The organism is Bradyrhizobium sp. KZN70725 (genome assembly GCF_055264925.1).
Window position 1 is genome coordinate 13,343 of the sequence record NZ_JBUYWT010000072.1, and the last position, 20,315, is coordinate 33,657.

Consider the following 20,315-nt stretch of genomic DNA (forward strand, 5'->3'; position numbering starts at 1 on the left):
GCGAAGCGCGATCCGGGACCCATAGCCACCGAAGGCCGTTGTTATGGCGAGCCGGGGCTCCAGCCGTCGCGCCGCAAATATTTGTGGTTATGGGTCCCGGCCTTCGCCGGGACGACATCGAATGTGTGGCTGGATGGCGGGCAGCTAGCTACTTACTCGTCGTCCCGGACAAGCGAAGCGCGATCCGGGACCCATAACCACCGAAGGCTGTTGTGATGGCAGGCTGGGGCCCCAGCCTTTGCGCCGCAAATATTTGTGGTTATGGGTCCCGGCCTTCGCCGGGACGACAGCGAGTATGGCGCTCTCACATCCGCATCACCGCCTGCCGGTCGATCTTGCCGGTGCCGGTCTTCGGCAGCTCGTCGATGAATTTGACCTCGCGCGGATATTTGTACGGCAACAGCCTTGTCTTGACGTAGTCCTGCAGCCGCCGCGTCGCTTCGGCTGTGTCGAAGCCGGCCTTGTTCATGACAACCACGGCGCGCAGCGTCATGCGCCGGTCCGGCAATTCGGCGGCGTAGACGGCGCATTCGCGGACGTCGGGGTGATCGGCGAGGCAGAGCTCGACCTCCAGCGGATAGACCCACTGGCCGGAGATCTTGATCAGATCGTCGGCGCGGCCGCGGAAGAAGTGGAAGCCGTCGCTGTCGCGCACGAAGCGGTCGCCGGTGTAGATCCAGCCGTCCTCGCGCACGGTCTCGGCGGTCTTGTCCGGCCGGTTCCAGTACAGCGGGGTCGCGGAATCGCCGCGCACCCACAGGATGCCTTCCTCATTGTCGCCGACCTCGCGGTCATCGCTGTCGCGCAGCATGATCTCGTAGCCGGGCACGCGCAGGCCGGCGGCGCCGAGCTTCTTTTGTTCCGCGCGGTTGCTGAGATAGACGTGCAGCACTTCGGTCGAGCCGAGGCCTTCGATGATCTCGAGCCCGGTGAGCCGCTTCCAGCCGTTGAAGACGTCGGCTGACAGCACTTCGGCGGCCGAGACCGCCATCCGCAGCGAGGAGAAATCGGCGGTGTCGGCACCTTCAGCCTTGGTCAGGGAGATGTAGAGCGTCGGCAGGCCGAAGAACACGGTCGGGCGATATTGCCCGATCGCCGCGAAGATCGCGGCCGGTTTCGGCTGGCCCGGCAGCAGCAGCGTCGCGGCGCCGACGGAAAATGGAAACGTGATCGAGTTGCCGAAACCGTAGGCGAAGAAGATCTTCGGCACCGAGAAGCAGATGTCGCCGGGCGAAAGCTTCAGCACATTGCGGGCAAAGGCGCGCTCGCTATAGGCCATGTCGTGCTGCAGATGCACGATGCCCTTGGGACGGCCGGTCGAGCCCGACGAATACATCCAGAATGCCATCTCGTTGCGGTGCGTGTCGGCCGCGTCGAGCTCGGTCGGAAACGCTTGCAGCCAATCAGCGGCCTCGCGCGTTTCGGCAGCCGCGTGATCACCGGCGGCGCCGTTGACCACCACCAGCGTACGCAGCGGCGTGTCCTTGCAGGCTTCCGCGTTGAAGCGCCCACAGAATTCCGCATCGGTGACGGCGACCTGCGCGCCGGCGTCGGACAGGTAGAATTGCAGCAGCTCGGGCGTCGTCAGCGTGTTGATCAAGAGCGGCACGTAGCCGGCGCGCACCGCGCCGAAGAATGCCGCCGGATAGGCCGGGGTGTCGTCGAGGAACAGCAGCACGCGGTCGCCGCGCTGCAGTCCGAGCGACCGGAAGGCGTGGCCCCAGCGTGCGGCCTCAGTGCAGAGCTCGCGATAGGTCCGCGTGCCGGCCGGGCCGGTCAGCGCCAGTCGTTCGCCATTCCCGTTACCGAGATTGTCGAACAGGATGCGGCTCGCATTGTAGCGCTCGGGGATCGTAAAGCCGATCTCGCGCGCACCGGGATTGTCCAGCGGAACGTGGTCGGCGATCCCGGTCATGATTGTCCCTTTGCGGCTGCGTAGCGGGCCATGAAGGCGGGCGACATCGCGCGCAGCCGCGCTTCGTCGATCCGGCCGGAGCGGGTGATGTAGCTGTAGGCGAAATCCATCAGGTCGAGCGTCATGTGCGCGGGGAAATGCTCGTACCAGTCGGCGCTGGTCCGCGCCGCGGTGACGAGCTTCTTCACGATGGGCTTGCGCTCGCTCTCGTAGCGGGCAAGCGCGGCGCCAATGCCACTCTCGGTCTCCAGCGCCTTGGTCAGCGCAATCGCATCCTCGATCGCGAGCCGCGTGCCCGAGCCGATCGAGAAATGCGCCGAATGCAGCGCATCGCCGATCAGCACCATGTTGCCGTGCGACCAGCGCTCGTTCCAGATCCACGGGAAATCGCGCCACACCGATTTGTTCGAGATCAGCCGGTGGCCGTCCAGCGTCGCGGCGAACACGTCTTCGCAGATCGCCTGCGACTCTTCGATGCTCTTGTCGGCGAAGCCGTAGGCCGCCCAGGTCGCCGCGTCGCATTCGACCAGGAAGGTGCTCATGTCCTTCGCATAGCGATAGTGATGGGCGTTGAAGCTGCCGCGCTCGGTCGCCACGAAGGTCTGCGACAGCGTCGCGAAGGTCTTGGTGGTGCCGTACCAGGCGAATTTGTTGGTGGAATGCGAGACCGAGGCGCCGAAGGCGGACTCATAGCCGCGGCGAACCATCGAGTTCAGCCCGTCGGCGGCAACGATCAGGTCGTAACCCCTGAGCTGGTCGACCGATTGCACCACGGTGTCGAAGCGTGGCGTGACGCCCGTGCTGCGGACCCGCTCCTGCAGGATCGTCAGCAGCGCCAGCCGGCCGATCGAGGAGAACCCGACGCCGTCGATCTCGACGCTCTTGCCGCGCAGATTGAGGGTGATGTTCTTCCAGCTCTCCATAAGCGGGGCGATGGCGTCGACCGTCTCGGGGTCGTCGGCGCGCAGGAAGTCCAGCGCCTGTTCGGAGAACACCACGCCGAAGCCCCAGGTGGCGCCGGCCGCGTTCTGCTCGAACAGGTCGATCTCGGCGTCGGGATGACGCTTCTTCCACAGATAGGCGAAATAGAGCCCGCCGGGCCCTCCGCCGATCACGGCGATCCGCAACGTCTGCCTCCCAGATTGACAGTGTACTTACAATTTGGGTCCAGACTAATCGCCCTCCGGCGGGAACGCCAGAGGGAAAATGCGTGCAGCGACTAGCCGCGTGGGGCCGAAGGGTTCAGTAGCAGCGGCGGGCCTTGACCCCGTCGACCCATACCCAGCGGCGGCCGGCGGCGACGGGTTTGCGGGCGACGACCGCGCCGTTGGGGCCGGCGCAGCCGGCGCGATAGACGCCGCGCGCGCAAACGACCGCGTTGGCATCGGAGGACTCAAAGGTCATCGTCGCGGCAAAGGACAGCAGGGCTGCGGCGATCAGCAATATTGAACGCATGAAATTCCTTCTCCCGGGTGAGCTATGCTTGGCCTGCAGTTGGCAACAAGGTGCTACGGCTCCGTGCCCGCAAATCGCCGGGCACCTGTCGTCTCACCGCCGGCGCGGCTATTTCTTTTCCGCTTCCGCCAGCACCTTCTTGCAGGCGGGCGCCAGCTTGTCGCTCTGCTTGGCGAGACAGGCGATGATGCGGCCGCCGCCGGGCGTCACGCTTTTGCAGAACTTCTCGTAGTCGCCCATGCAGGCGTCGCGTTGCGCGGTGGTCAGTTCCTGCGCGTAGACAGCGGTTGCGCCGCAAAGCAGCGCGGCGGTCAGGACGATACGCAGCATTGTTTGCTCCCTTCTCCGGTCTCTAGCGTGACAACAGGATTACCGCGCTGCGAACGGCGCCAACACATCGCGGCACGCCGGCGACAGCGAGCCGGCATTGGTCGCAAGGCACTGCACAATCCGCCCGCCGCCCGGCTGGACGCCGCCACAGATCGAGCGGACGTCGGCGCCGCAGGCCGAGCGCAGCACGAACAGCTCTTCGCGCGGTCGCAGCGGCCGCAACGCGATCACGGCCGGCGCCGCGGCTGGTGCTGTCGTCGCTGCAGCGCCGGCGGCCGGCGCGGCGGCGCCGCCACCAGCAGCGGCGACGGCCTTCTCGCAGGCCGGCGAAAGCTTGCCCTTGTTCTTTTCGAGACACTGCAGCGCCGCCGCGCCGCCGGTCGGCACGCCCGCGCAAACCTTGGGATAATCCGACCGGCATGCGCTGCGGATCGCGGAGATCTGCGTGTTGGACGGCGTCCCGGCCGCCTTCGGTGCGGCGGCTTCGGTGGCGGGCTTGGCCGCTGCCGCGGGCGCAGCTTCGGTCTTGGCCGCCGCGGGCGCGGAGTCTGCCTTCGGTGCGGCGGCCGGCGCTTCGACGGCCTTCACCGCGCTGGCGCAGCCCGCGCCGAGGCTTGCCATGTACTTCTGCAGGCATTGCAGCGAGGCTTCGCCGCCCGGCGGTACGCTGGAGCAGTGGGCGATGTAGTCGTTGCGGCATTGCGACTTGATGGCGTCGCGCTGCGCCTGGGTCGGCGCCTGCGACAAGGCCGGTGCGGTGCTCATGAATGCTGCAAGCGCAAGACATGCGGACAGCTTCGTTGCTCGTGTCAACGCATTGATCATCTGAATTAATCCTCTGGTCGCGCCGGATGTCTCCGGCTCAACTGAACTGAGTTCTGAAAAAGTCTTGTTGTAGCAACCTCGGCGAGCGGCATCATTTTCGCTTTCGAGTTCCGCTGCAAGCGGATTGTTGCTATGGATGAAGCAGGCGGATTTTTTGCCCGTCACGAGATCTTTAAATTTAGTCATTTGAATCGAGGCTCGGACATGAGGCATGCGCGCGCGTCGGCACATTTCGGTCGGAGCAGTTTTGTGCGGCTGCGAAATGCACCGCTTGCGCGCATCGCGTTCGTCGTATCGGCCTTCGTCAGTTTAAGTGCCTGCGAGCAAAACAGTTTTGTTGCGCCGCCGCCGCCCAAGGTCGAGGTTGCGCCGCCGGTGCAGCGCGCCATCACGCGTTATCTGGACGCCACCGGAAACACCGCGCCGATCCAGACCGTCGATCTGGTCGCGCGCGTGCAGGGCTTCCTGCAGGCGATCAACTATCAGGACGGCTCCTTCGTGAAGGCGGGGACCACGCTGTTCACGATCGAGCCGGAGACCTACAAGCTGAAGCTGGAACAGGCGCAGGCCGCAGAGGTCGGCGCGCAGGCGACACTGAAGCAGGCCGAGCTCGACTTCAAGCGGCAGACCGATCTGGTGCAGCGGCAGGCGGTCTCGCAGGCGACCCTTGATACCTCGACGTCTACCCGGGACAACGCCCAGGCCAGCCTGCAGCAGGCCCAGGTCAACACCAGGATCGCGGCGGTCAACTACGGCTACACCAACGTGGCAGCGCCGTTCGACGGCATCGTCAGCAATCACCTGGTCTCGATCGGCGAGCTGGTCGGCGTGACGTCGCCGACGCAGCTTGCCACCATCGTGCAGCTCGATCCGATCTATGTGAATTTCAACGTCAACGAACAGGACGTGCAGCGCGTGCGGGATGAAGCGCGCCGTCGTGGTCTGTCGGTCAACGAGCTCAGGCAGTTGCCGGTCGAGGTCGGCCTGCAGACCGAGACCGGCTATCCGCACAAGGGCAAGCTTGATTACATCTCGCCGACCCTCAACCAGTCGACCGGCACGCTCGCGGTCCGCGGCGTGTTCGCAAATCCGGACCGCACTTTGCTGCCCGGCTTCTATGTCCGCGTTCGCGTGCCGTTCGACAAGCAGGACAACGCGCTGCTGGTGCCCGACGTCGCGATCGGCAGCGACCAGGCCGGCCGCTACGTGCTGGTCGTCAATGCCGAGAATGTGGTCGAGCAGCGCAAGGTGACGACCGGCCCGCTCGATGAGGGGCTGCGCGTCATCGAGAGCGGCCTGAAGCCGGATGACCGCATCGTGACTGCCGGATTGCTGCGCGCGATCCCCGGGCAGAAGGTCGATCCGCAGGTGCAGAAGGCCGACGCGGCGCCGACAGCCGCCAAATAGGACGCACGCGCCATGATCTCGAAATTTTTCATCGAGCGCCCGGTCCTCTCCAACGTCATCGCGATCCTGATGATCCTGATCGGCGGCGTGGCGCTGTACAATCTCGCGGTCGCGCAATATCCCGACGTGGTGCCGCCGACGGTGCAGGTGACGACGCGCTATCCCGGCGCCTCGGCCAAGACGGTGGTCGACACCGTGGCGCTGCCGATCGAGCAGCAGGTCAACGGCGTCGAGGACATGCTGTACATGCAGTCCTACAGCGGCGCCGACGGCACCTATACGCTGACGGTGACCTTCAAGATCGGCACCGACCTCAATTTCGCGCAGGTGCTGGTGCAGAACCGTGTCTCCAGCGCGCTGTCGCAGCTGCCGACCTCGGTGCAGAACCAGGGCGTCACGGTCCAGAAGCGGTCGACCTCGATCCTGCTGTTCGTGACGCTGACCTCGCCGAACAAGACCTATGACAGCCTGTTCCTGTCGAACTACGCCACCATCAACATCCGGGACGAGCTGTCGCGCCTTCCGGGCGTCGGCAACGTCACGGTGTTCGGCGCCGGGCAATATTCGATGCGGGTCTGGCTCGATCCGAACAAGCTGCAGGTGCGCGGGCTGGTGCCGCAGGACGTCATCCAGGCGATCCAGCAGCAGAGCCAGCAGGTCACCGCCGGCCAGGTCGGCGCGCCGCCGACGCCGGCGGGCCAGGCGTTCCAGTACACGCTGAACGTCAACGGCCGGCTCGACGACAAGAGCCAGTTCGAGGACATCATTGTCAAGACAGGCAATGTCGGCGACGTCACCAGGGTCCGCGACGTCGGCTGGGTCGAGCTCGGCGCGCAGACCTACAGCCAGATCTTCTCGCTGAACCAGAAGCCCGCAACCGGCATCGGCGTGTTCCAGTCGCCGGGCGCCAATGCCTTGCAGGTCGAGAAGGCCGTCGAGAAGAAGATGGCGGAGCTCGCCAGGCAGTTCCCGCAGGACATCAAGTACGACACGCCGTTCGACACCACCAAATTCGTCAACGCCTCGATCGAGGAGGTCTACAAGACCCTGTTCGAGGCCGGCCTGCTGGTGCTGGTCGTGATCCTGGTCTTCCTGCAGGACTGGCGGGCGATGCTGGTGCCGGCAACCACCGTGCCGGTCACGATCATCGGCGCGTTCGCGGCCATGGCGGCGCTCGGCTTCACCATCAACCTGTCGACGCTGTTTGCGATCGTGCTGGCGATCGGCATCGTGGTCGACGACGCCATCGTCGTGGTCGAGGGCGCGGCGCACAATATCGAGCGCGGCATGTCGGGCCACGACGCCGCGATCAAGGCGATGGACGAATTGTTCGCGCCGATCGTCGGCATCACGCTGGTCTTGATCTCGGTGTTCCTGCCGGCGGCGTTCCTGCCCGGGCTGACCGGGCGGATGTACGCGCAATTCGCGCTGGTGATCGCCGCCACCGCGCTGCTCAGCGCCGTCAACGCCGCGACGCTGAAGCCGACACAATGCGCGCTATGGCTGCGTCCCCCCGCGCCGCCCGAGCAGCGCAATTTCTTCTATCGCGGCTTCAACGCGGTCTATGACCGGCTCGAGCGCGGCTACACTCGGCTGGTCAGCGGCATCGCCGGGCATGCCAAGACCTCGGTCGCCGTTGCGCTTGTCATCATCGGGCTTGCCGGCTACGGCCTGTCGAGGGTGCCGACCGGATTCATTCCGATCGAGGACCAGGGCTATCTGCTCGCCGCGGTGCAATTGCCCGACGGCGCGGCCCTCGACCGCACCCAGCACGTGCTCGACGAGGTCACCAGGATCGCCGGCAAGACGCCCGGCGTCGACCAGGTGGTCTCGATCGCCGGCATCTCTGCGCTCGACAATTCCTCGAGCCTCGCCAATGCCGGCGTCGCCTATCTGATCCTGAAGGACTGGGGCGCGCGCGGGCCGGGCGAGGATCTGCGCTCGCTGGTCTACGGGCTCAACGACAAGCTCGCGGTGATCCCGGAGGCGCGCATCCTGGTGATCCCGCCGCCGCCGATCCAGGGCATCGGCAACGCCGCCGGCTTTGCCATGCAGGTCGAGCTGCGCGACGGCAATGCCGACTACGGCAAGCTGCAGGCGGTCACCGGGGCGATCGTGGCCAATGCACAGACCCAGAGCGCGCTGCAGCGGGTCCAGTCGTCGTTCCGCTCGATGGTGCCGCAGTTCGACGTCGACGTCGATCGCATCAAGACGCAGACCCTGCATGTCACCCCCGACCAGATCTTCGCGGCGCTGTCGTCCTATCTCGGCGCCAGCTACGTCAACCAGTTCACCAAGTTCGGCCGCACCTTCCAGGTCTATACCCAGGCCGAGGCACAGTACCGCCTGAGCCTGCGCGACATCGAGAACATGATGGTGCGCAACAGCAACGGCGACATGATCCCGCTCGGCACGGTCGCCAAGATCACGCCCTCGATCGGACCGTCGCTGATCAGCCTCTACAACCTCTATCCGTCCGCCTCCATCATCGGGCTGCCGGCGCAGGGTTACTCGTCCGGCCAGTCGATGGCGCTGATGGAGGAGATCGCGGCCAAGACGCTGCCGCCCGGGTCGGGCTTTGAGTGGACGGCGATGTCGTACCAGGAGAAGGAGGTCGGCAGTCAGATCTACTACGTGTTCGCGCTGGCGCTGCTGCTGGTCTATCTCGTGCTCGCCGGGCAATATGAGAGCTGGTACGCGCCGATCTCGGTGATCCTCGCCGTGCCGCTGTCGCTGCTCGGCCCGACGCTGGTGCTGCTGAGCCTGAATATCGAGAACAACCTCTACACCCAGATCGGCACCATCTTGCTGATCGCGCTGTCGGCCAAGAACGCGATCCTGATCGTCGAGGTCGCGCTGGAACGTCATCTGCGCGACGGACGGTCGGTGCTGGATGCGGCGATCGACGCGGCGCGCGCGAGATTCCGGCCGATCCTGATGACGTCGTTCGCCTTCATCCTCGGCGTGCTGCCGCTGGTGATCGCGACCGGCGCCGGCGCAAACGCCCGCAAGTCGATCGGCATCACCGTGTTCTCCGGCATGATCGCCTCGACCTGCCTCGCCGTGCTGTTCGTGCCGGCGTTCTTCGTCGTGGTGCAGAGTTTTGAGAACTGGCGCAAGGCGAAGAAAGGCAAGACGGCGCCGCAAGCCGCTCCACAGGCGTCGGGCACGGCGCATTAGGTCTGCGCATTCAAACCTATCACCGTGCCCCTGAGAGGCCGTGAATGGATGACTCTCGATGACGCAACATACTCGATGTCGTCCCGGCCTAGTGCGCAATTGCGCACGGGAGCCGGGACCCATAGCCACCGAAGGTCATTGCTGCACGACGCTGGGGCCACAGCTTTCTAACGACTCAACCCTGTGGTTATGGGTCCCGGCTTTCGCCGGGACGACGAGGGGAGAGATTGCGCTGCATCCCCGTCACCCTGAGGAGGCCGCGAAGCGGCCGTCTCGAAGGGGCGACGGCCACCAGCCGGGCCGTGCATCCTTCGAGACGCGCTACGCGCTCCTCCAGCGACAAAGGCGAAGCCTTTGCGCGGGGATGACGGGTTCGGAGATGTTCCCCGCCTACACCTTCACCATGCGCTTGCCGCGATTTTCGCCGGCCAAGAGCCCGATCAGCGCCTGCGGCGTGTTCTCGAGGCCGTCGATCACGTCCTCCTGCACCTTGAGCTTGCCCGAGGCGACCCAGGACTGCAGGTCGGCGAGTGCGGCGTCGCGCTGGTCCATGTAGTCCATCACGATGAAGCCCTGCATGATCAGCCGCTTCACCACGATCAGGCCGGGCACGCCGCGCGGGCCGTGTGCGGAGGGGACGCCGTCATATTGCGAGATCGCGCCGCAGCAGGCGATGCGGCCGCGATTGTTCATCTGCGCCAGGCAGGCTTCCAGAATGTCGCCGCCGACATTGTCGAAATAGACGTCGATGCCCTTGGGCGCCGCCGCGCGCAGCGCCTTGTAGGTCGCGCCGTCCTTGTAGTCGACCGCGGCGTCGAAGCCGAGCTCGCTGGTCAGCCAATGGCACTTGTCCTTGCCGCCGGCGATGCCGACGACGCGGCAGCCCTTGATCCCGGCGATCTGGCCGACGATCGAGCCGACCGAGCCCGCGGCCGCCGACACCACCACGGTCTCGCCTTCCCTGGGCTTGCCGACGTGGAGCAGGCCGAAATAGGCGGTCAGGCCGGCAACGCCGTAGACGCTGAGCAGATGCGTCATCGGCTCGAGCTTCGGCATCTTTGCCAGGTGCTTGGCGGGCACGGCGGCATAATCCTGCCAGCCGGTGTCGCCGAACACGATGTCGCCGGGCTTCAGGGTAGAATCCTTCGACGAGATCACCTCGGCGATGCTGCCGCCGGCCATCACGGTGTTGGCTTCCACCGCAGCGCGGTAAGTGGCGCCGTGCATCCAGGCGCGGTTGGCGGCATCGAGCGAGATGTAGCGCGTCCGCACCAGCGCCTCGCCGTCCTTCGGCGTGGGGATCGTCCCCGTGGTCAGACGAAAATGCTCGGGGCCAAGCTTGCCGGTCGGCTTTTCGACAAGCAGGATCTGGCGATTGACGGTGTCGTTCATTGGCGGTGTCTCCCCCTTTGCCTTCGCTTTGCCTTCCCTTGGCGTTGGTCGTTTCGCATGCAAATTGACCGCGACGCGCGCAGCGCCTTGCACAGATTGTGCGCTGCATGAACGCTAGTCCGCGCGCTGGCATTCCACAACGGGAACGTTTCGGCAAAGTCCCGCTGGACGCGAAGCGTGTTGCGTAGCTGCGTAAATCTGCCACACTTGCCCTCCGCCGGGAACTGACGGGGGTAAGAGAATGTCCAGCAGGTTTACGCAGTATATCCTGATTGCGATGGTACTTGGCATCGCGATGGGGACGATTGTCTTCAACTACTTTCCTGACAGCCGTGCCGAGATCGCAGCAGACGTCAACCTGATCGCGATGCTGTTCCTGCGTCTGATCAAGATGATCATCGCGCCGCTGGTTTTCGCAACCCTCGTCGGCGGCATCGCCCATATGGGAAGCGGCGCCAAGCTCGGCCGCATCTTTGCCAAGACCATGGGCTGGTTCGTCTCCGCCTCCTTCGTCTCGCTGCTGCTCGGCCTCGTGATGGTCAACCTGCTGCAGCCCGGCGCCAACTTCCCCGGCACGCTGCCCGACAAGGCGCAGTCGACCGGGCTGCCGGTGTCGGCGTTCTCGATCGAAAAATTCCTCACCCATCTGATCCCGACCTCGATCGCGGACGCAATGGCGCAGAATGAGATTCTGCAGATCGTCGTGTTCGCGGTGTTCTTCGCGGTTGCGCTCGGTGCGATGCCTGAACGGGCCAAGCCGATCATGAGCCTGATCGACGACCTCGCGCACATCATGCTCAAGGTCACCGGCTATGTGATGCTGTTCGCGCCGCTTGCGGTGTGGGCCGCGATCATGGCGACCGTCTCGAAGAACGGCCTCGGCGTGCTCTGGAAGCTCATCGTCTTCATGGGCGGCTTCTATCTCTCGCTCCTGATCCTGTGGGGCATCCTGGTCGTCGTCGGGTTCATCGTGATCGGGCCGCGCTACAGCCATCTCTTGCGGCTGATCCGCGAGCCGCTGATGATCGCGTTCTCGACCGCCTCGTCGGAGGCGGCCTATCCGAAGACGCTGGAGGGGCTGAACAGGTTCGGCGCCTCCTCGCGCATCTCGGCCTTCGTGCTGCCGCTCGGCTATTCATTCAACCTCGACGGCACGATGATGTACTGCACCTTCGCGAGCATCTTCATCGCGCAGACCTACCATATCGAGATGTCGCTCGGTACGCAGCTCGCGATGCTGGCGACGCTGATGATCACCTCGAAGGGCGTTGCCGGCGTGCCGCGCGCCTCGCTGGTGGTGATCGCCTCGACGCTGGCGCAGTTCAACATCCCCGAGGCGGGCCTGCTGATGATCATGGGCATCGACACCTTCCTCGACATGGGCCGCAGCGCCACCAACGTGATCGGCAACTCGCTGGCGACCGCCGTGGTCGCGAAGTGGGAGGGCGAGCTGAAGGCCGAGCACGAGCTCGGGCCCGACGACGCGGTGCCGCAGGATGCGGTGCCGGGCGCCGTGATGGCCGGCCATTGAGGGGAGGGATGCATGCATCGCGCCCGCTGGAGGCCGATACGGGCTGAGGCGCCTCTCCGGTCGACACGCCTGCTGTCAGCTTGTCTGCTGGCGGCAAGCCTGTTCGCCGCACCGGCGTCCGCACAGCCGGCGGGCGAGGGGCTCAGCCCCACGCTCGCCAACATCAAGGCCACGCACACGGTGCGGATCGGCTATCGCGAAAGTTCGCCGCCGTTCTCGTTCCTCGATCACTCCAACCGGCCGATCGGCTACAGCCTCGAGCTGTGCGATGCGATCGTCGAGGAGATCGGGACCGAGGTCGACGACGCCAATCTCAAGGTCGACTACGTCAAGGTCACCTCCGACGACCGCATTCCGGCGGTCGTCGATAAGAAGATCGACCTGGAATGCGGATCGACCACGGCGAATGCCGAGCGCGGCAAGCAGGTCGCATTCTCGCCGCTGATGTTCGTGGCCGGTACCAAGCTGATGGTGCCGAAGGCCTCCGGCGTCACCCAGGTTGCCGACCTGAAGGGCAAGACGGTGGTGGTGACCAAGGGCACCACCAACGAGCAGGCGATGCACAATGTCGACGCCAAGCAAAAGCTCGGCCTCAACATCGTCACGGCAGGAGATCACGAGCAGTCGTACCAGATGCTGGCGGACGGCAAGGCGGATGCGTTCGCGACCGACGACATCCTGCTCTACGGCCTGATCGCGCGGCACAAATCGCAGGGCAAATTCCGCGTCACCGGCGACTACCTGTCCTACGATCCCTACGGCATCATGTACCGCAAGGGCGAGCCGCAGATGAAGGACGTGGTCGAGCGTGCGTTCCGCAGGCTCGCCTCGAACCGCGACATTGTCCCGCTCTACAATAAATGGTTCGTCGCCCGGCTGCCGACCGGCGAGAAGCTGAACGTCGCGCTGTCACCGCAGCTCGAAGAGGCCTTCAAGGCGCTCGACGATTCGCCGGGCGGGTCGAACTAGCCACGAATTTCGGCCTCTCCCCTTGCGGGAGAGGTCGGAAAGTCCGGCGCGCGCCGTTCACCGCCAATAGCGCCGCGACAAATCCAGGCACTGCCGGACCCAGTATCCGTTCACATGGATCAACTGGCATGTGCTCGGAGGCGGCTCCTTGATGATCGGGTAGCCGTGGATGTCGATATTCGTCGGCGCCGTGACGCCGCGCCAAAACACCGCGTTGGCGGCCGGAGGATTGAAGGCGGCGGCGAACGCCGCGAGTGCGACGAAGCTCAAAAGAAGTTTGCGCATAATCTGTTTCCGGATCAATCAATGCACGGAAGCGTACTCCCTTGCGCAGGATGAGCAAGGCGCTGAATCGATCAAAATGACGGTCAGAACTTCGGTGCCGGCTGTACCGCCGCCCCCGCGTCAGCCGCCGCGAACCGCCATGCATGCGAGGGCAACGATGCCGACCGCCGCCAGAACAACCATGACCTGGAAAACCGCGCGCCCAAGAATCGCTCCCATCAAAGCTCCGTCGACCCGGCGGGATCTTCCTTCGAGTGTCCACGCGCCGCGATCTCTGGAGCATCATCGGCAGGCAAGATTCGGCTGTTGCGGTCTGCGAACTCGTCGCTTCACCGGCTAATGTCGTTCGGCGACGATTCGATCGACCTGTTGCTTCAGCTCTGCTTCCATTTCGGAAATGACGTCGTGCGGCAGGCGAGCGCGGAGCGGATCGGTCGTCTCGTGCTGCATCCTGGGCCGCTTGGCGAGCGCGGGTCGTTTAAGCGCCTGATCCTCGATCAATCGTCGAGAGGACGCATAGCCTGTCGCGCCGGCCGTCACGTTAGTCCCGTGGGGTCCGCAAGGATCCTGATCCGACTGCACAGCGTTCTTCATGAGCTCTGCCTCCTGGCACTATCTCGCAAGAATTCCCTTGCTCAGGCCCGAACCATTCGGCTCGTCCGGCTTGTCGCCCATCGATGACGCTGAAACCTGCAAAGTTGTTCCGCACGGAACCTGCAAAGGTCTGCCGGAACAGTCCCTCATGAAGCGGGAACCAGAACCATCAGCGTCCTCGATCATTAACTCTGGTTGATCGTTCGGAGGTCGCCATGGCTTACGCGAGACCAATTCGTCAAATAGCAATTGTGGTCGAAGACGACACGATCCAGCGCGACATGATTGCGCTGTTGTTGGAAGAAGGCCATTTCGACGTCATCCAGTGCGAAGACGCCGAGACGGCAGCGCTGGCCATCAAGATGCGTCATCCGTCGCTGGTGGTTACCGATATCAAGCTCATGGGCAAAATGGATGGCATCGAGCTTGCACGCTTGGCCGTCGATTGCGACCCGGGCGTGCGCGTTATGGTCATCTCGGGCCGGCCCCCGGACAGCGCGCTGCCTGAGGGCGTCAAGTTTTTCGAGAAGCCGGTTTATCCACCCATGCTGCTGCGAGAGCTGGCGTCGTAGATCTCGCCGACGGGTGGCCCATGCAAGACGATCCCGAAATCGATTGGCACCGGGAGCAGATTGCGAAGAACCGGGAACTGATCGCGGAATTGCAATCCGGAAATACGGCGGGGGCTGACGTGTTTCCGGAGACGCAAGCCGAGATCGACCGTCTCATGGCACAGGTCGAGCAATCGGAATTGATCGTCGCCGCCTATGAAAAGGAGCACCCGCAAGACTGATCGGGCGCTCACAGTGCAGGATGGCGCCGGCGAGCCCGGGTCGTCGGGCAGGGAAACGCTACGCGAACACTTCGTCCAGCGCCGCCGAATACGCCGCCTCGACCAACGCCGGATGCCGGCGCCCCAGCGCTTCCATCTTCACCCCGGAGTTCACCTCGAGGATTTTCCACGCGCCATCCGTGCGCACGACGTCGATCGAGGCGAAGCGGATGCCGACGGCTTGCGCGGCCTTGATCGCGAGCGCGACGCAGGCCTCGCGCATTGCGTCATCGGCGAGCAGCACGGGCTCCGCGCCGGCATCGAGGTTGTGCCGCCAGTTCAGCAGAAGCCGTTCGCCGGCGGGCGGAACGGCGTCGAGCGCGGCGGCATCGAAATCCTCGGTGATGGTCTTGAGTTGCTCGGCCGTCGCGCTCGCCTGCGCCAGCGTGCGCAGCGACTGGATGCCGTCGCCAGTCACCGACGGGCGCGCCTTGCCGTAGACGATCAGCGCACGCGCATCGAGCAGCACGACGCGCACCTCGTCCACGATCTCGACATAGGGCGAGATGGCGAGACTTGGATGTGCGGCAAGGACGCGCGCGACCGCGGTCTCCAATTGCGCCCGCGTCGTCACGCGGAACACCAGCTCGCCGGAGGTCCCCTCATTGGGTTTGATGACGAGCCCCTGCGGATGCTGCTCGAGCAGACGCTGCATCGCGTCCAGCGAGTCCGATCCCGGGATGTGCTTGCTGAGCTTCGCGCCCAAAAACAGGGTATGCGGAATGACGGGGACGCCGGCCGATGCCAGCACGTCCGCGCAGGCCGATTTGTCGTTGGCGACCTGATGCGCGACCGCGCTGTTCAGCCCGACGTCGTAGCCGATCGCGAGCCGCCGCGCGTTGCCCTTGGTCATGGTGACCAGCCAGCCGCCGGACCGCACCTCGACCGCAATCGCGTGCGCCAAACAATATTTTTTGATGGTTTCCAGGAAGATTCGCTGGCTGATCAGGACCACGAGATCATTTTCCCTTCACCGCGGTTTATGTAGCAATTAATTGCCAGATCGATGCCGATCTCAGCAAGTAAATTACGTACAGCGCCACGTGTTAACGATGACGTCGTTGAACCTCTGCGCGAAATCGAACGACTGCCATTCTGAGATCGCAATTGCACGCCAGTTGATCTTGACTATCCCCTGCATTGGCGCAATGGACACGCGAGATCTTCAGTGATTTCGGGCACTTCCGCGCCGTCGCGAGCCGTCTAGAAATCAAACCATTCTAATTCTGGTCAGTCGAGAAAACGAAAACCCATGAGCGCGTTCTATCGAGAGAAAGTTCTTTCCGTTCAGCACTGGACCGATACGCTTTTCAGCTTCCGGGCGACCCGCGATTCCGGTTTCCGCTTCCAGAACGGGCAGTTTGCCATGATCGGCCTTGAGGTCGACGGCAGGCCGCTGCTGCGCGCCTATTCGATGGCGAGCGCCAATCACGAGGAAGAGCTCGAGTTCTTCTCGATCAAGGTGCAGGACGGCCCGCTCACCTCCAAGCTGCAGAAGATCCGCGAGGGCGACACCATTCTGGTCGGCCGCAAGGCGACCGGCACGCTGATCACCGACAACCTGATTCCCGGCAAGCGGCTGATGCTGCTGTCGACCGGCACCGGCCTCGCCCCGTTCGCCAGCCTGATCAAGGACCCCGAGGTCTATGATCGCTACGATCAGATCCTGCTGGTGCATGGCTGCCGTCAGGTCTCGGAGCTCGCCTATGGCGAGGAGCTGGTCGCCAAGCTGCGCGACGACGAGCTGTTCGGGCCGCTGCTGTCCGAGAAGCTCTCGTACTACCCGACCGTGACGCGCGAGCCGTTCCGCAACCGCGGCCGCATCACCGATCTGATCACCTCCAACCAGCTGTTCAGCGACCTGCATCAGGGCCCGCTCGACATCGAGACCGATCGCATCATGATGTGTGGCAGCCCGGCGATGCTGGAAGAGCTGAAGCAGCTGTTCGAGACGCGCGGCTTCAAGGAAGGCAGCGGCAACACTCCCGGTCACTTCGTGATCGAGAAGGCGTTCGTCGAGCGCTAAGGCCGTGGAGCGTTAAGATTGTCGTCCTGGCGAAAGCCAGGGCCCATAACCACCGCTCTTTGTTTGTCGAAGGCTGGGGACCCCATCAGGCTCCAGCCTTTTGCATTTGTGGTAATGGGTCCTGGCTCCCGTACGCAATTGCGCACGAGGCCAGGACGACCCATTGCCACGCTGCTATAACGCTCCAACGCCGCGCGGCCATTTCCCGAACGCGGCGATCTGGGAGCAGCGCCTTGTCCATCACCGATCCGGATGCACCGAAGACCGCCTTTGTGTTTGCTGGCGGCGGCAGCTTTGGCGCGATCCAGGTCGGCATGCTGCAGGCGCTCGCCGCGCATGGCGTGGTCGCCGACATGGTGGTCGGCTCCAGCGTCGGCGCACTGAACTGCGCGTTCTACGCCGGCGACCCGACGGTCTCGGGCGTCGCGCGGCTGGCCGAGATCTGGCGCGGCCTCAACCGGCAAGACGTGTTTCCGGTGACCTGGCGGACGCTGGTGAGCTTCCTGTGGCGGCGTGACTTCCTGATCCCGCATGACGGCGTCCGCAAGCTGATCGACGATTACATCCCGTTCCGCAATCTCGAGGACGCGCGGATCCCGATCCACATCGTCACCACAGACATCATCAGCGGCGACAGCGTGGTGCTGTCGGAAGGTTCGACCGCCGAGGCGATCGTCGCATCGACCGCGATCCCCGGCGCGTTCACGCCGGTGCATTACCGCGATCGTTTCCTGGCCGATGGCGCGATCTCCAGCAACACGCCGGTCCGCGTCGCGGTCAGGCACGGCGCCAAACGGCTGATTGTGCTGCCGACCGGGCATGCCTGCGCCAACCAGGCGCCGCCGGTCGGCGCGCTCGCCAATGCCCTGCACGCGCTGACGCTCCTGATCGCGCGGCAGCTCGTCAACGAGCTCGAGAACATCGGGCCCGATGTCGAGTACTTCGTGGTGCCGCCGCTCTGCCCGCTGGTCGGCTCGCCCTACGATTTCTCCCGGACCTCGGATCATATCACGCGGGCGCTCGACACCACCAACGCCTGGCTCGACGGCGACGGCCTGAAGCCGGGCCACATCCCGCACGAATTGCAGCCGCACGAGCACTAGGCGAACGGTGCTCTCTCCTCATCTCCTCTGCAAGCGCACTCACATGCGCGGGTGATGACACCGCGTGGTGCGACGCCTCGAATCGAGAACCATCCCCATCGTCGTCCCTGCGAAAGTGTTTGGTCCCGTATGATTGGCGAGGGCCCGCATTGGGGCCTGGTAGCGGAGGCATTTGAGCCTGGTTCGATTGTAGTCGTGGACGAATTTGGCGATGAAGGTGTCTCGATCGGCGTGATCGATGAAGGTCCGCCGCGGCGTATGGGTCGCTGCTCCCGTGCGCAATTGCGCACCAGGCAGGGATGACGGGTTGGAGGAGCCGCAGATTCACATCACGATTTCGGGATAATAGAATAATGCCGCTGATTTGCCCGACGTGTCAAGGTGCCTGGTCGAGCGCAGGCGTCGCCCGGCTCCTTTGCATGGGGTTGTTTTCGATATTTTGGCAGCGCGCCCTGCGACGGCAGGTTATCGCATGCGCTCCCCTTCGTTGCAGTGCAAAAGTCGATTTCGTTTTAGTTTGACCGGTATCCGCACCCGCCCATTCGGGCGGTTGTCACATCTGTGACTGCTCGGCCGTATAACCGTAGTGCACTTGTTCCGCGAGTTGGATTAGGCTCGCGGCCGACAGGTCATTTGGGCAGACCGGAGGAATTTCATGGATACAGTGCTGCTTCCGTTCTCGCCGCGCTTCATCGTGCTGACCATCTGCGCCGTCGTCACCGCGCTCCTGCTGCTGGTTGGAATTTTCGATCACAAGGTCTTCAGGATCGTCCTGATCCCGCTGGTCATCTTCGGCGCGTTGACATTGCTCGGCATTCGCGACCTCACCCAGAAGAACCACGCGGTGCTGCGCAACTACCCGATCTCGGCGCATGTCCGCTTCCTGCTCGAGGAAATCCGCCCGGAGATGCGGCAATATTTCTTCGAGAGCGAGAAGGACGGCATGCCGTTCTCCCGCGACACCCGCGCGGTGGTTTACCAGCGCGCCAAGATGGTGCTCGACAAGCGGCCGTTCGGCACCCAGGAGGACGTCTATCGCGAGGGCTATGAGTGGATGCACCACTCGGTGGCGCCGAAGCCGAGGGCCGACCAGAAATTCCGCATCACCATCGGCGGCCCGGACTGCACCAAGTCGTATTCGGCCTCGGTCTTCAACATCTCCGCGATGAGCTTTGGCGCGCTCAGCCCGAACGCGGTGCGGGCGCTCAATGCCGGCGCCAAGAAGGGCGGCTTCGCCCACGACACCGGTGAGGGCGGCGTCAGCCCCTATCACCGCGAGATGGGCGGCGACATCATCTGGGAGATCGGCTCCGGCTATTTCGGCTGCCGCAACCGCGACGGCACCTTCAATCCGGATCTCTTCGCAAGCGTCGCGGGTGACGACCAGATCAAGATGGTCGAGCTCAAGATCAGCCAGGGTGCCAAGCCCGGCCATGGCGGCGTGCTGCCGGCGGCAAAGGTTTCCGAGGAGATTTCCAAGATCCGGGGCGTACCGATGGGCGAGGACTGCATCTCGCCGGCCTATCACAAGGCGTTCTCGACGCCGCTGCAGATGATGGAATTCGTCGCCCGGATGCGCCAGCTGTCCGGCGGCAAGCCGGCCGGCTTCAAGATGTGCATCGGCCATCCCTGGGAATTCCTGGCGATCTGCAAGGCGATGCACGAGAGCGGGCTCTATCCCGACTTCATCGTGGTCGACGGCAATGAGGGCGGCACCGGCGCCGCGCCGCTCGAGTTCATGGACCATCTCGGCATGCCGATGCGCGAGGGCGTCAATTTCGTCCACAACGCGCTGATCGGCATCGGCGCGCGCGATCGCATCAAGATCGGTGCCTCCGGCAAGATCGCGACCGCGTTCGACATGGCGCGCGCGATGGCGATCGGGGCCGACTGGTGCAATTCGGCGCGCGGCTTCATGTTCGCGCTCGGCTGCATTCAGTCCCTGAGCTGCCACACCGATCGCTGTCCGACCGGCGTCACCTCGCAGGACCCGATCCGCAACCGCGCGCTCTATGTGCCCGACAAGATCGACCGTGTGTACAACTACCACCACTCGACCCTGCATGCGCTGACCGAGCTACTCGCCGCCGCCGGCCTCGAGCACACCAAGGAGCTGCGCCCGATCCACTTCTCGCAGCGGAGTTCGACCACCGAGGTCTCTTCCTTCGCCGAGCTCTATCCGACGCTGCGCCCCGGCGAGCTGCTCGAAGGCACCCAGGACCGCCGCTTCCGCGACGCCTGGGCGATGGCGCGCGCGGATTCATTCCAGCCGGCGGGATAGTGGCGGCAAATCCGTAGCCCGGATGAAGCGCAGCGCAATCCGGGACCACTCTCTGTGCGGATCGACCGATCCCGGATTACGCTGCGCTCCATCCGGGCTTCTGTAACGGGCCTTGGTTAGTCAATCCCTTTTCGCGTCATCCACTCGCCGGGCACTTGCTTCTGTACGGGATCGGCGCGAAGGCCGTCGC

18 protein-coding genes are annotated in these 20,315 nt (G+C 64.4%); 9 read left to right on the forward strand and 9 right to left on the reverse strand.

What is annotated here, in order from left to right; translation table 11 throughout:
* Window positions 1–304: 304 nt before the first annotated feature.
* The 5 genes from ACZBJS_RS37425 to ACZBJS_RS37445 all read right to left on the reverse strand — a co-directional run bounded on the left by ACZBJS_RS37425 (window position 305) and on the right by ACZBJS_RS37445 (window position 4,525).
* On the reverse strand, window positions 305–1,915 hold the full coding sequence (locus ACZBJS_RS37425) for a benzoate-CoA ligase family protein (RefSeq protein ID WP_463439965.1): 1,611 nt from the start codon (window positions 1,913–1,915) through the stop codon (window positions 305–307).
* Complete coding sequence (locus tag ACZBJS_RS37430) at window positions 1,912–3,042, reverse strand: FAD-dependent monooxygenase (protein WP_463439966.1); 1,131 nt, start codon at window positions 3,040–3,042, stop codon at window positions 1,912–1,914. Before ACZBJS_RS37430 ends, ACZBJS_RS37425 begins: the two co-directional genes overlap by 4 nt.
* 115 nt (window positions 3,043–3,157) lie before the next feature.
* Window positions 3,158–3,370 carry a hypothetical protein gene (locus ACZBJS_RS37435; RefSeq protein WP_463439967.1) on the reverse strand — a complete coding sequence of 71 codons (213 nt, stop codon included), beginning with the start codon at window positions 3,368–3,370 and terminating at the stop codon, window positions 3,158–3,160.
* Between the two features lie 108 nt (window positions 3,371–3,478).
* Window positions 3,479–3,700 carry a cysteine rich repeat-containing protein gene (locus ACZBJS_RS37440; RefSeq protein ID WP_028336261.1) on the reverse strand — a complete coding sequence of 74 codons (222 nt, stop codon included), beginning with the start codon at window positions 3,698–3,700 and terminating at the stop codon, window positions 3,479–3,481.
* A gap of 39 nt (window positions 3,701–3,739) precedes the next feature.
* Window positions 3,740–4,525 (reverse strand): cysteine rich repeat-containing protein, encoded by a 786-nt coding sequence (locus tag ACZBJS_RS37445; protein WP_463439968.1) that lies wholly within the window; start codon window positions 4,523–4,525, stop codon window positions 3,740–3,742.
* Window positions 4,526–4,774: 249 nt separating this feature from the next.
* On the opposite strand from ACZBJS_RS37445, the gene ACZBJS_RS37450 reads away from it, so the two are divergent.
* Both ACZBJS_RS37450 and ACZBJS_RS37455 read left to right on the forward strand, forming a co-directional pair.
* The gene (locus ACZBJS_RS37450; RefSeq protein WP_456783264.1) at window positions 4,775–5,932 is read left to right on the forward strand and encodes an efflux RND transporter periplasmic adaptor subunit; all 1,158 of its coding nucleotides are present in this window, start codon (window positions 4,775–4,777) and stop codon (window positions 5,930–5,932) included.
* Window positions 5,933–5,944: 12 nt separating this feature from the next.
* Entirely contained in the window at window positions 5,945–9,112 is a 3,168-nt protein-coding gene (locus tag ACZBJS_RS37455) for an efflux RND transporter permease subunit (RefSeq protein WP_253625166.1), read from the forward strand.
* A 390-nt stretch (window positions 9,113–9,502) separates the two neighbouring features.
* Here the strand turns inward: ACZBJS_RS37455 and ACZBJS_RS37460 are convergent, their stop codons facing one another.
* Complete coding sequence (locus ACZBJS_RS37460; protein WP_253638015.1) at window positions 9,503–10,504, reverse strand: NADP-dependent oxidoreductase; 1,002 nt, start codon at window positions 10,502–10,504, stop codon at window positions 9,503–9,505.
* A 241-nt stretch (window positions 10,505–10,745) separates the two neighbouring features.
* Here ACZBJS_RS37460 and ACZBJS_RS37465 point away from each other — a divergent pair, with 241 nt between their 5' ends.
* Both ACZBJS_RS37465 and ACZBJS_RS37470 read left to right on the forward strand, forming a co-directional pair.
* A complete protein-coding gene (locus tag ACZBJS_RS37465; RefSeq protein WP_463439969.1) occupies window positions 10,746–12,035 on the forward strand; it encodes a dicarboxylate/amino acid:cation symporter in 1,290 nt (429 codons plus the stop codon).
* Between the two features lie 12 nt (window positions 12,036–12,047).
* On the forward strand, window positions 12,048–13,004 hold the full coding sequence (locus ACZBJS_RS37470; RefSeq protein WP_463439970.1) for an amino acid ABC transporter substrate-binding protein: 957 nt from the start codon (window positions 12,048–12,050) through the stop codon (window positions 13,002–13,004).
* A gap of 57 nt (window positions 13,005–13,061) precedes the next feature.
* Here the strand turns inward: ACZBJS_RS37470 and ACZBJS_RS37475 are convergent, their stop codons facing one another.
* Window positions 13,062–13,289 carry a hypothetical protein gene (locus tag ACZBJS_RS37475; RefSeq protein ID WP_028337614.1) on the reverse strand — a complete coding sequence of 76 codons (228 nt, stop codon included), beginning with the start codon at window positions 13,287–13,289 and terminating at the stop codon, window positions 13,062–13,064.
* A 336-nt stretch (window positions 13,290–13,625) separates the two neighbouring features.
* Window positions 13,626–13,883, reverse strand: coding sequence for a hypothetical protein (locus ACZBJS_RS37480; protein ID WP_463439971.1), 258 nt, complete (start codon window positions 13,881–13,883; stop codon window positions 13,626–13,628).
* A 215-nt stretch (window positions 13,884–14,098) separates the two neighbouring features.
* Between ACZBJS_RS37480 and ACZBJS_RS37485 the strand changes: the two genes are divergently transcribed.
* Both ACZBJS_RS37485 and ACZBJS_RS37490 read left to right on the forward strand, forming a co-directional pair.
* Window positions 14,099–14,455, forward strand: coding sequence for a response regulator (locus ACZBJS_RS37485; RefSeq protein ID WP_463439972.1), 357 nt, complete (start codon window positions 14,099–14,101; stop codon window positions 14,453–14,455).
* A gap of 20 nt (window positions 14,456–14,475) precedes the next feature.
* A complete protein-coding gene (locus ACZBJS_RS37490; protein WP_057020127.1) occupies window positions 14,476–14,676 on the forward strand; it encodes a hypothetical protein in 201 nt (66 codons plus the stop codon).
* Between the two features lie 58 nt (window positions 14,677–14,734).
* Here ACZBJS_RS37490 and ACZBJS_RS37495 read toward each other — a convergent pair whose 3' ends face one another.
* Complete coding sequence (locus ACZBJS_RS37495) at window positions 14,735–15,670, reverse strand: ATP-grasp domain-containing protein (protein ID WP_463439973.1); 936 nt, start codon at window positions 15,668–15,670, stop codon at window positions 14,735–14,737.
* 297 nt (window positions 15,671–15,967) lie between these two features.
* On the opposite strand from ACZBJS_RS37495, the gene ACZBJS_RS37500 reads away from it, so the two are divergent.
* From ACZBJS_RS37500 to ACZBJS_RS37510, 3 genes are all read left to right on the forward strand, one after another.
* On the forward strand, window positions 15,968–16,741 hold the full coding sequence (locus ACZBJS_RS37500; protein WP_076832718.1) for a ferredoxin--NADP reductase: 774 nt from the start codon (window positions 15,968–15,970) through the stop codon (window positions 16,739–16,741).
* 233 nt (window positions 16,742–16,974) lie between these two features.
* On the forward strand, window positions 16,975–17,844 hold the full coding sequence (locus tag ACZBJS_RS37505) for a patatin-like phospholipase family protein (protein ID WP_463439974.1): 870 nt from the start codon (window positions 16,975–16,977) through the stop codon (window positions 17,842–17,844).
* A 655-nt stretch (window positions 17,845–18,499) separates the two neighbouring features.
* The gene (locus ACZBJS_RS37510; protein WP_463439975.1) at window positions 18,500–20,125 is read left to right on the forward strand and encodes an FMN-binding glutamate synthase family protein; all 1,626 of its coding nucleotides are present in this window, start codon (window positions 18,500–18,502) and stop codon (window positions 20,123–20,125) included.
* Window positions 20,126–20,315: the final 190 nt, after the last annotated feature.

Bases quoted from the DNA above. Each gene is read 5' to 3' on its own strand.
- ACZBJS_RS37425 (WP_463439965.1), bottom strand. From the start codon at position 1,915: ATGACCGGGATCGCCGACCACGTTCCGCTGGACAATCCCGGTGCGCGC.
- ACZBJS_RS37435 (WP_463439967.1), bottom strand. From the start codon at position 3,370: ATGCGTTCAATATTGCTGATCGCCGCAGCCCTGCTGTCCTTTGCCGCG.
- ACZBJS_RS37440 (WP_028336261.1), bottom strand. From the start codon at position 3,700: ATGCTGCGTATCGTCCTGACCGCCGCGCTGCTTTGCGGCGCAACCGCT.
- ACZBJS_RS37445 (WP_463439968.1), bottom strand. From the start codon at position 4,525: ATGATCAATGCGTTGACACGAGCAACGAAGCTGTCCGCATGTCTTGCG.
- ACZBJS_RS37455 (WP_253625166.1), top strand. From the start codon at position 5,945: ATGATCTCGAAATTTTTCATCGAGCGCCCGGTCCTCTCCAACGTCATC.
- ACZBJS_RS37460 (WP_253638015.1), bottom strand. From the start codon at position 10,504: ATGAACGACACCGTCAATCGCCAGATCCTGCTTGTCGAAAAGCCGACC.
- ACZBJS_RS37465 (WP_463439969.1), top strand. From the start codon at position 10,746: ATGTCCAGCAGGTTTACGCAGTATATCCTGATTGCGATGGTACTTGGC.
- ACZBJS_RS37470 (WP_463439970.1), top strand. From the start codon at position 12,048: ATGCATCGCGCCCGCTGGAGGCCGATACGGGCTGAGGCGCCTCTCCGG.
- ACZBJS_RS37475 (WP_028337614.1), bottom strand. From the start codon at position 13,289: ATGCGCAAACTTCTTTTGAGCTTCGTCGCACTCGCGGCGTTCGCCGCC.
- ACZBJS_RS37480 (WP_463439971.1), bottom strand. From the start codon at position 13,883: ATGAAGAACGCTGTGCAGTCGGATCAGGATCCTTGCGGACCCCACGGG.
- ACZBJS_RS37485 (WP_463439972.1), top strand. From the start codon at position 14,099: ATGGCTTACGCGAGACCAATTCGTCAAATAGCAATTGTGGTCGAAGAC.
- ACZBJS_RS37490 (WP_057020127.1), top strand. From the start codon at position 14,476: ATGCAAGACGATCCCGAAATCGATTGGCACCGGGAGCAGATTGCGAAG.
- ACZBJS_RS37500 (WP_076832718.1), top strand. From the start codon at position 15,968: ATGAGCGCGTTCTATCGAGAGAAAGTTCTTTCCGTTCAGCACTGGACC.
- ACZBJS_RS37510 (WP_463439975.1), top strand. From the start codon at position 18,500: ATGGATACAGTGCTGCTTCCGTTCTCGCCGCGCTTCATCGTGCTGACC.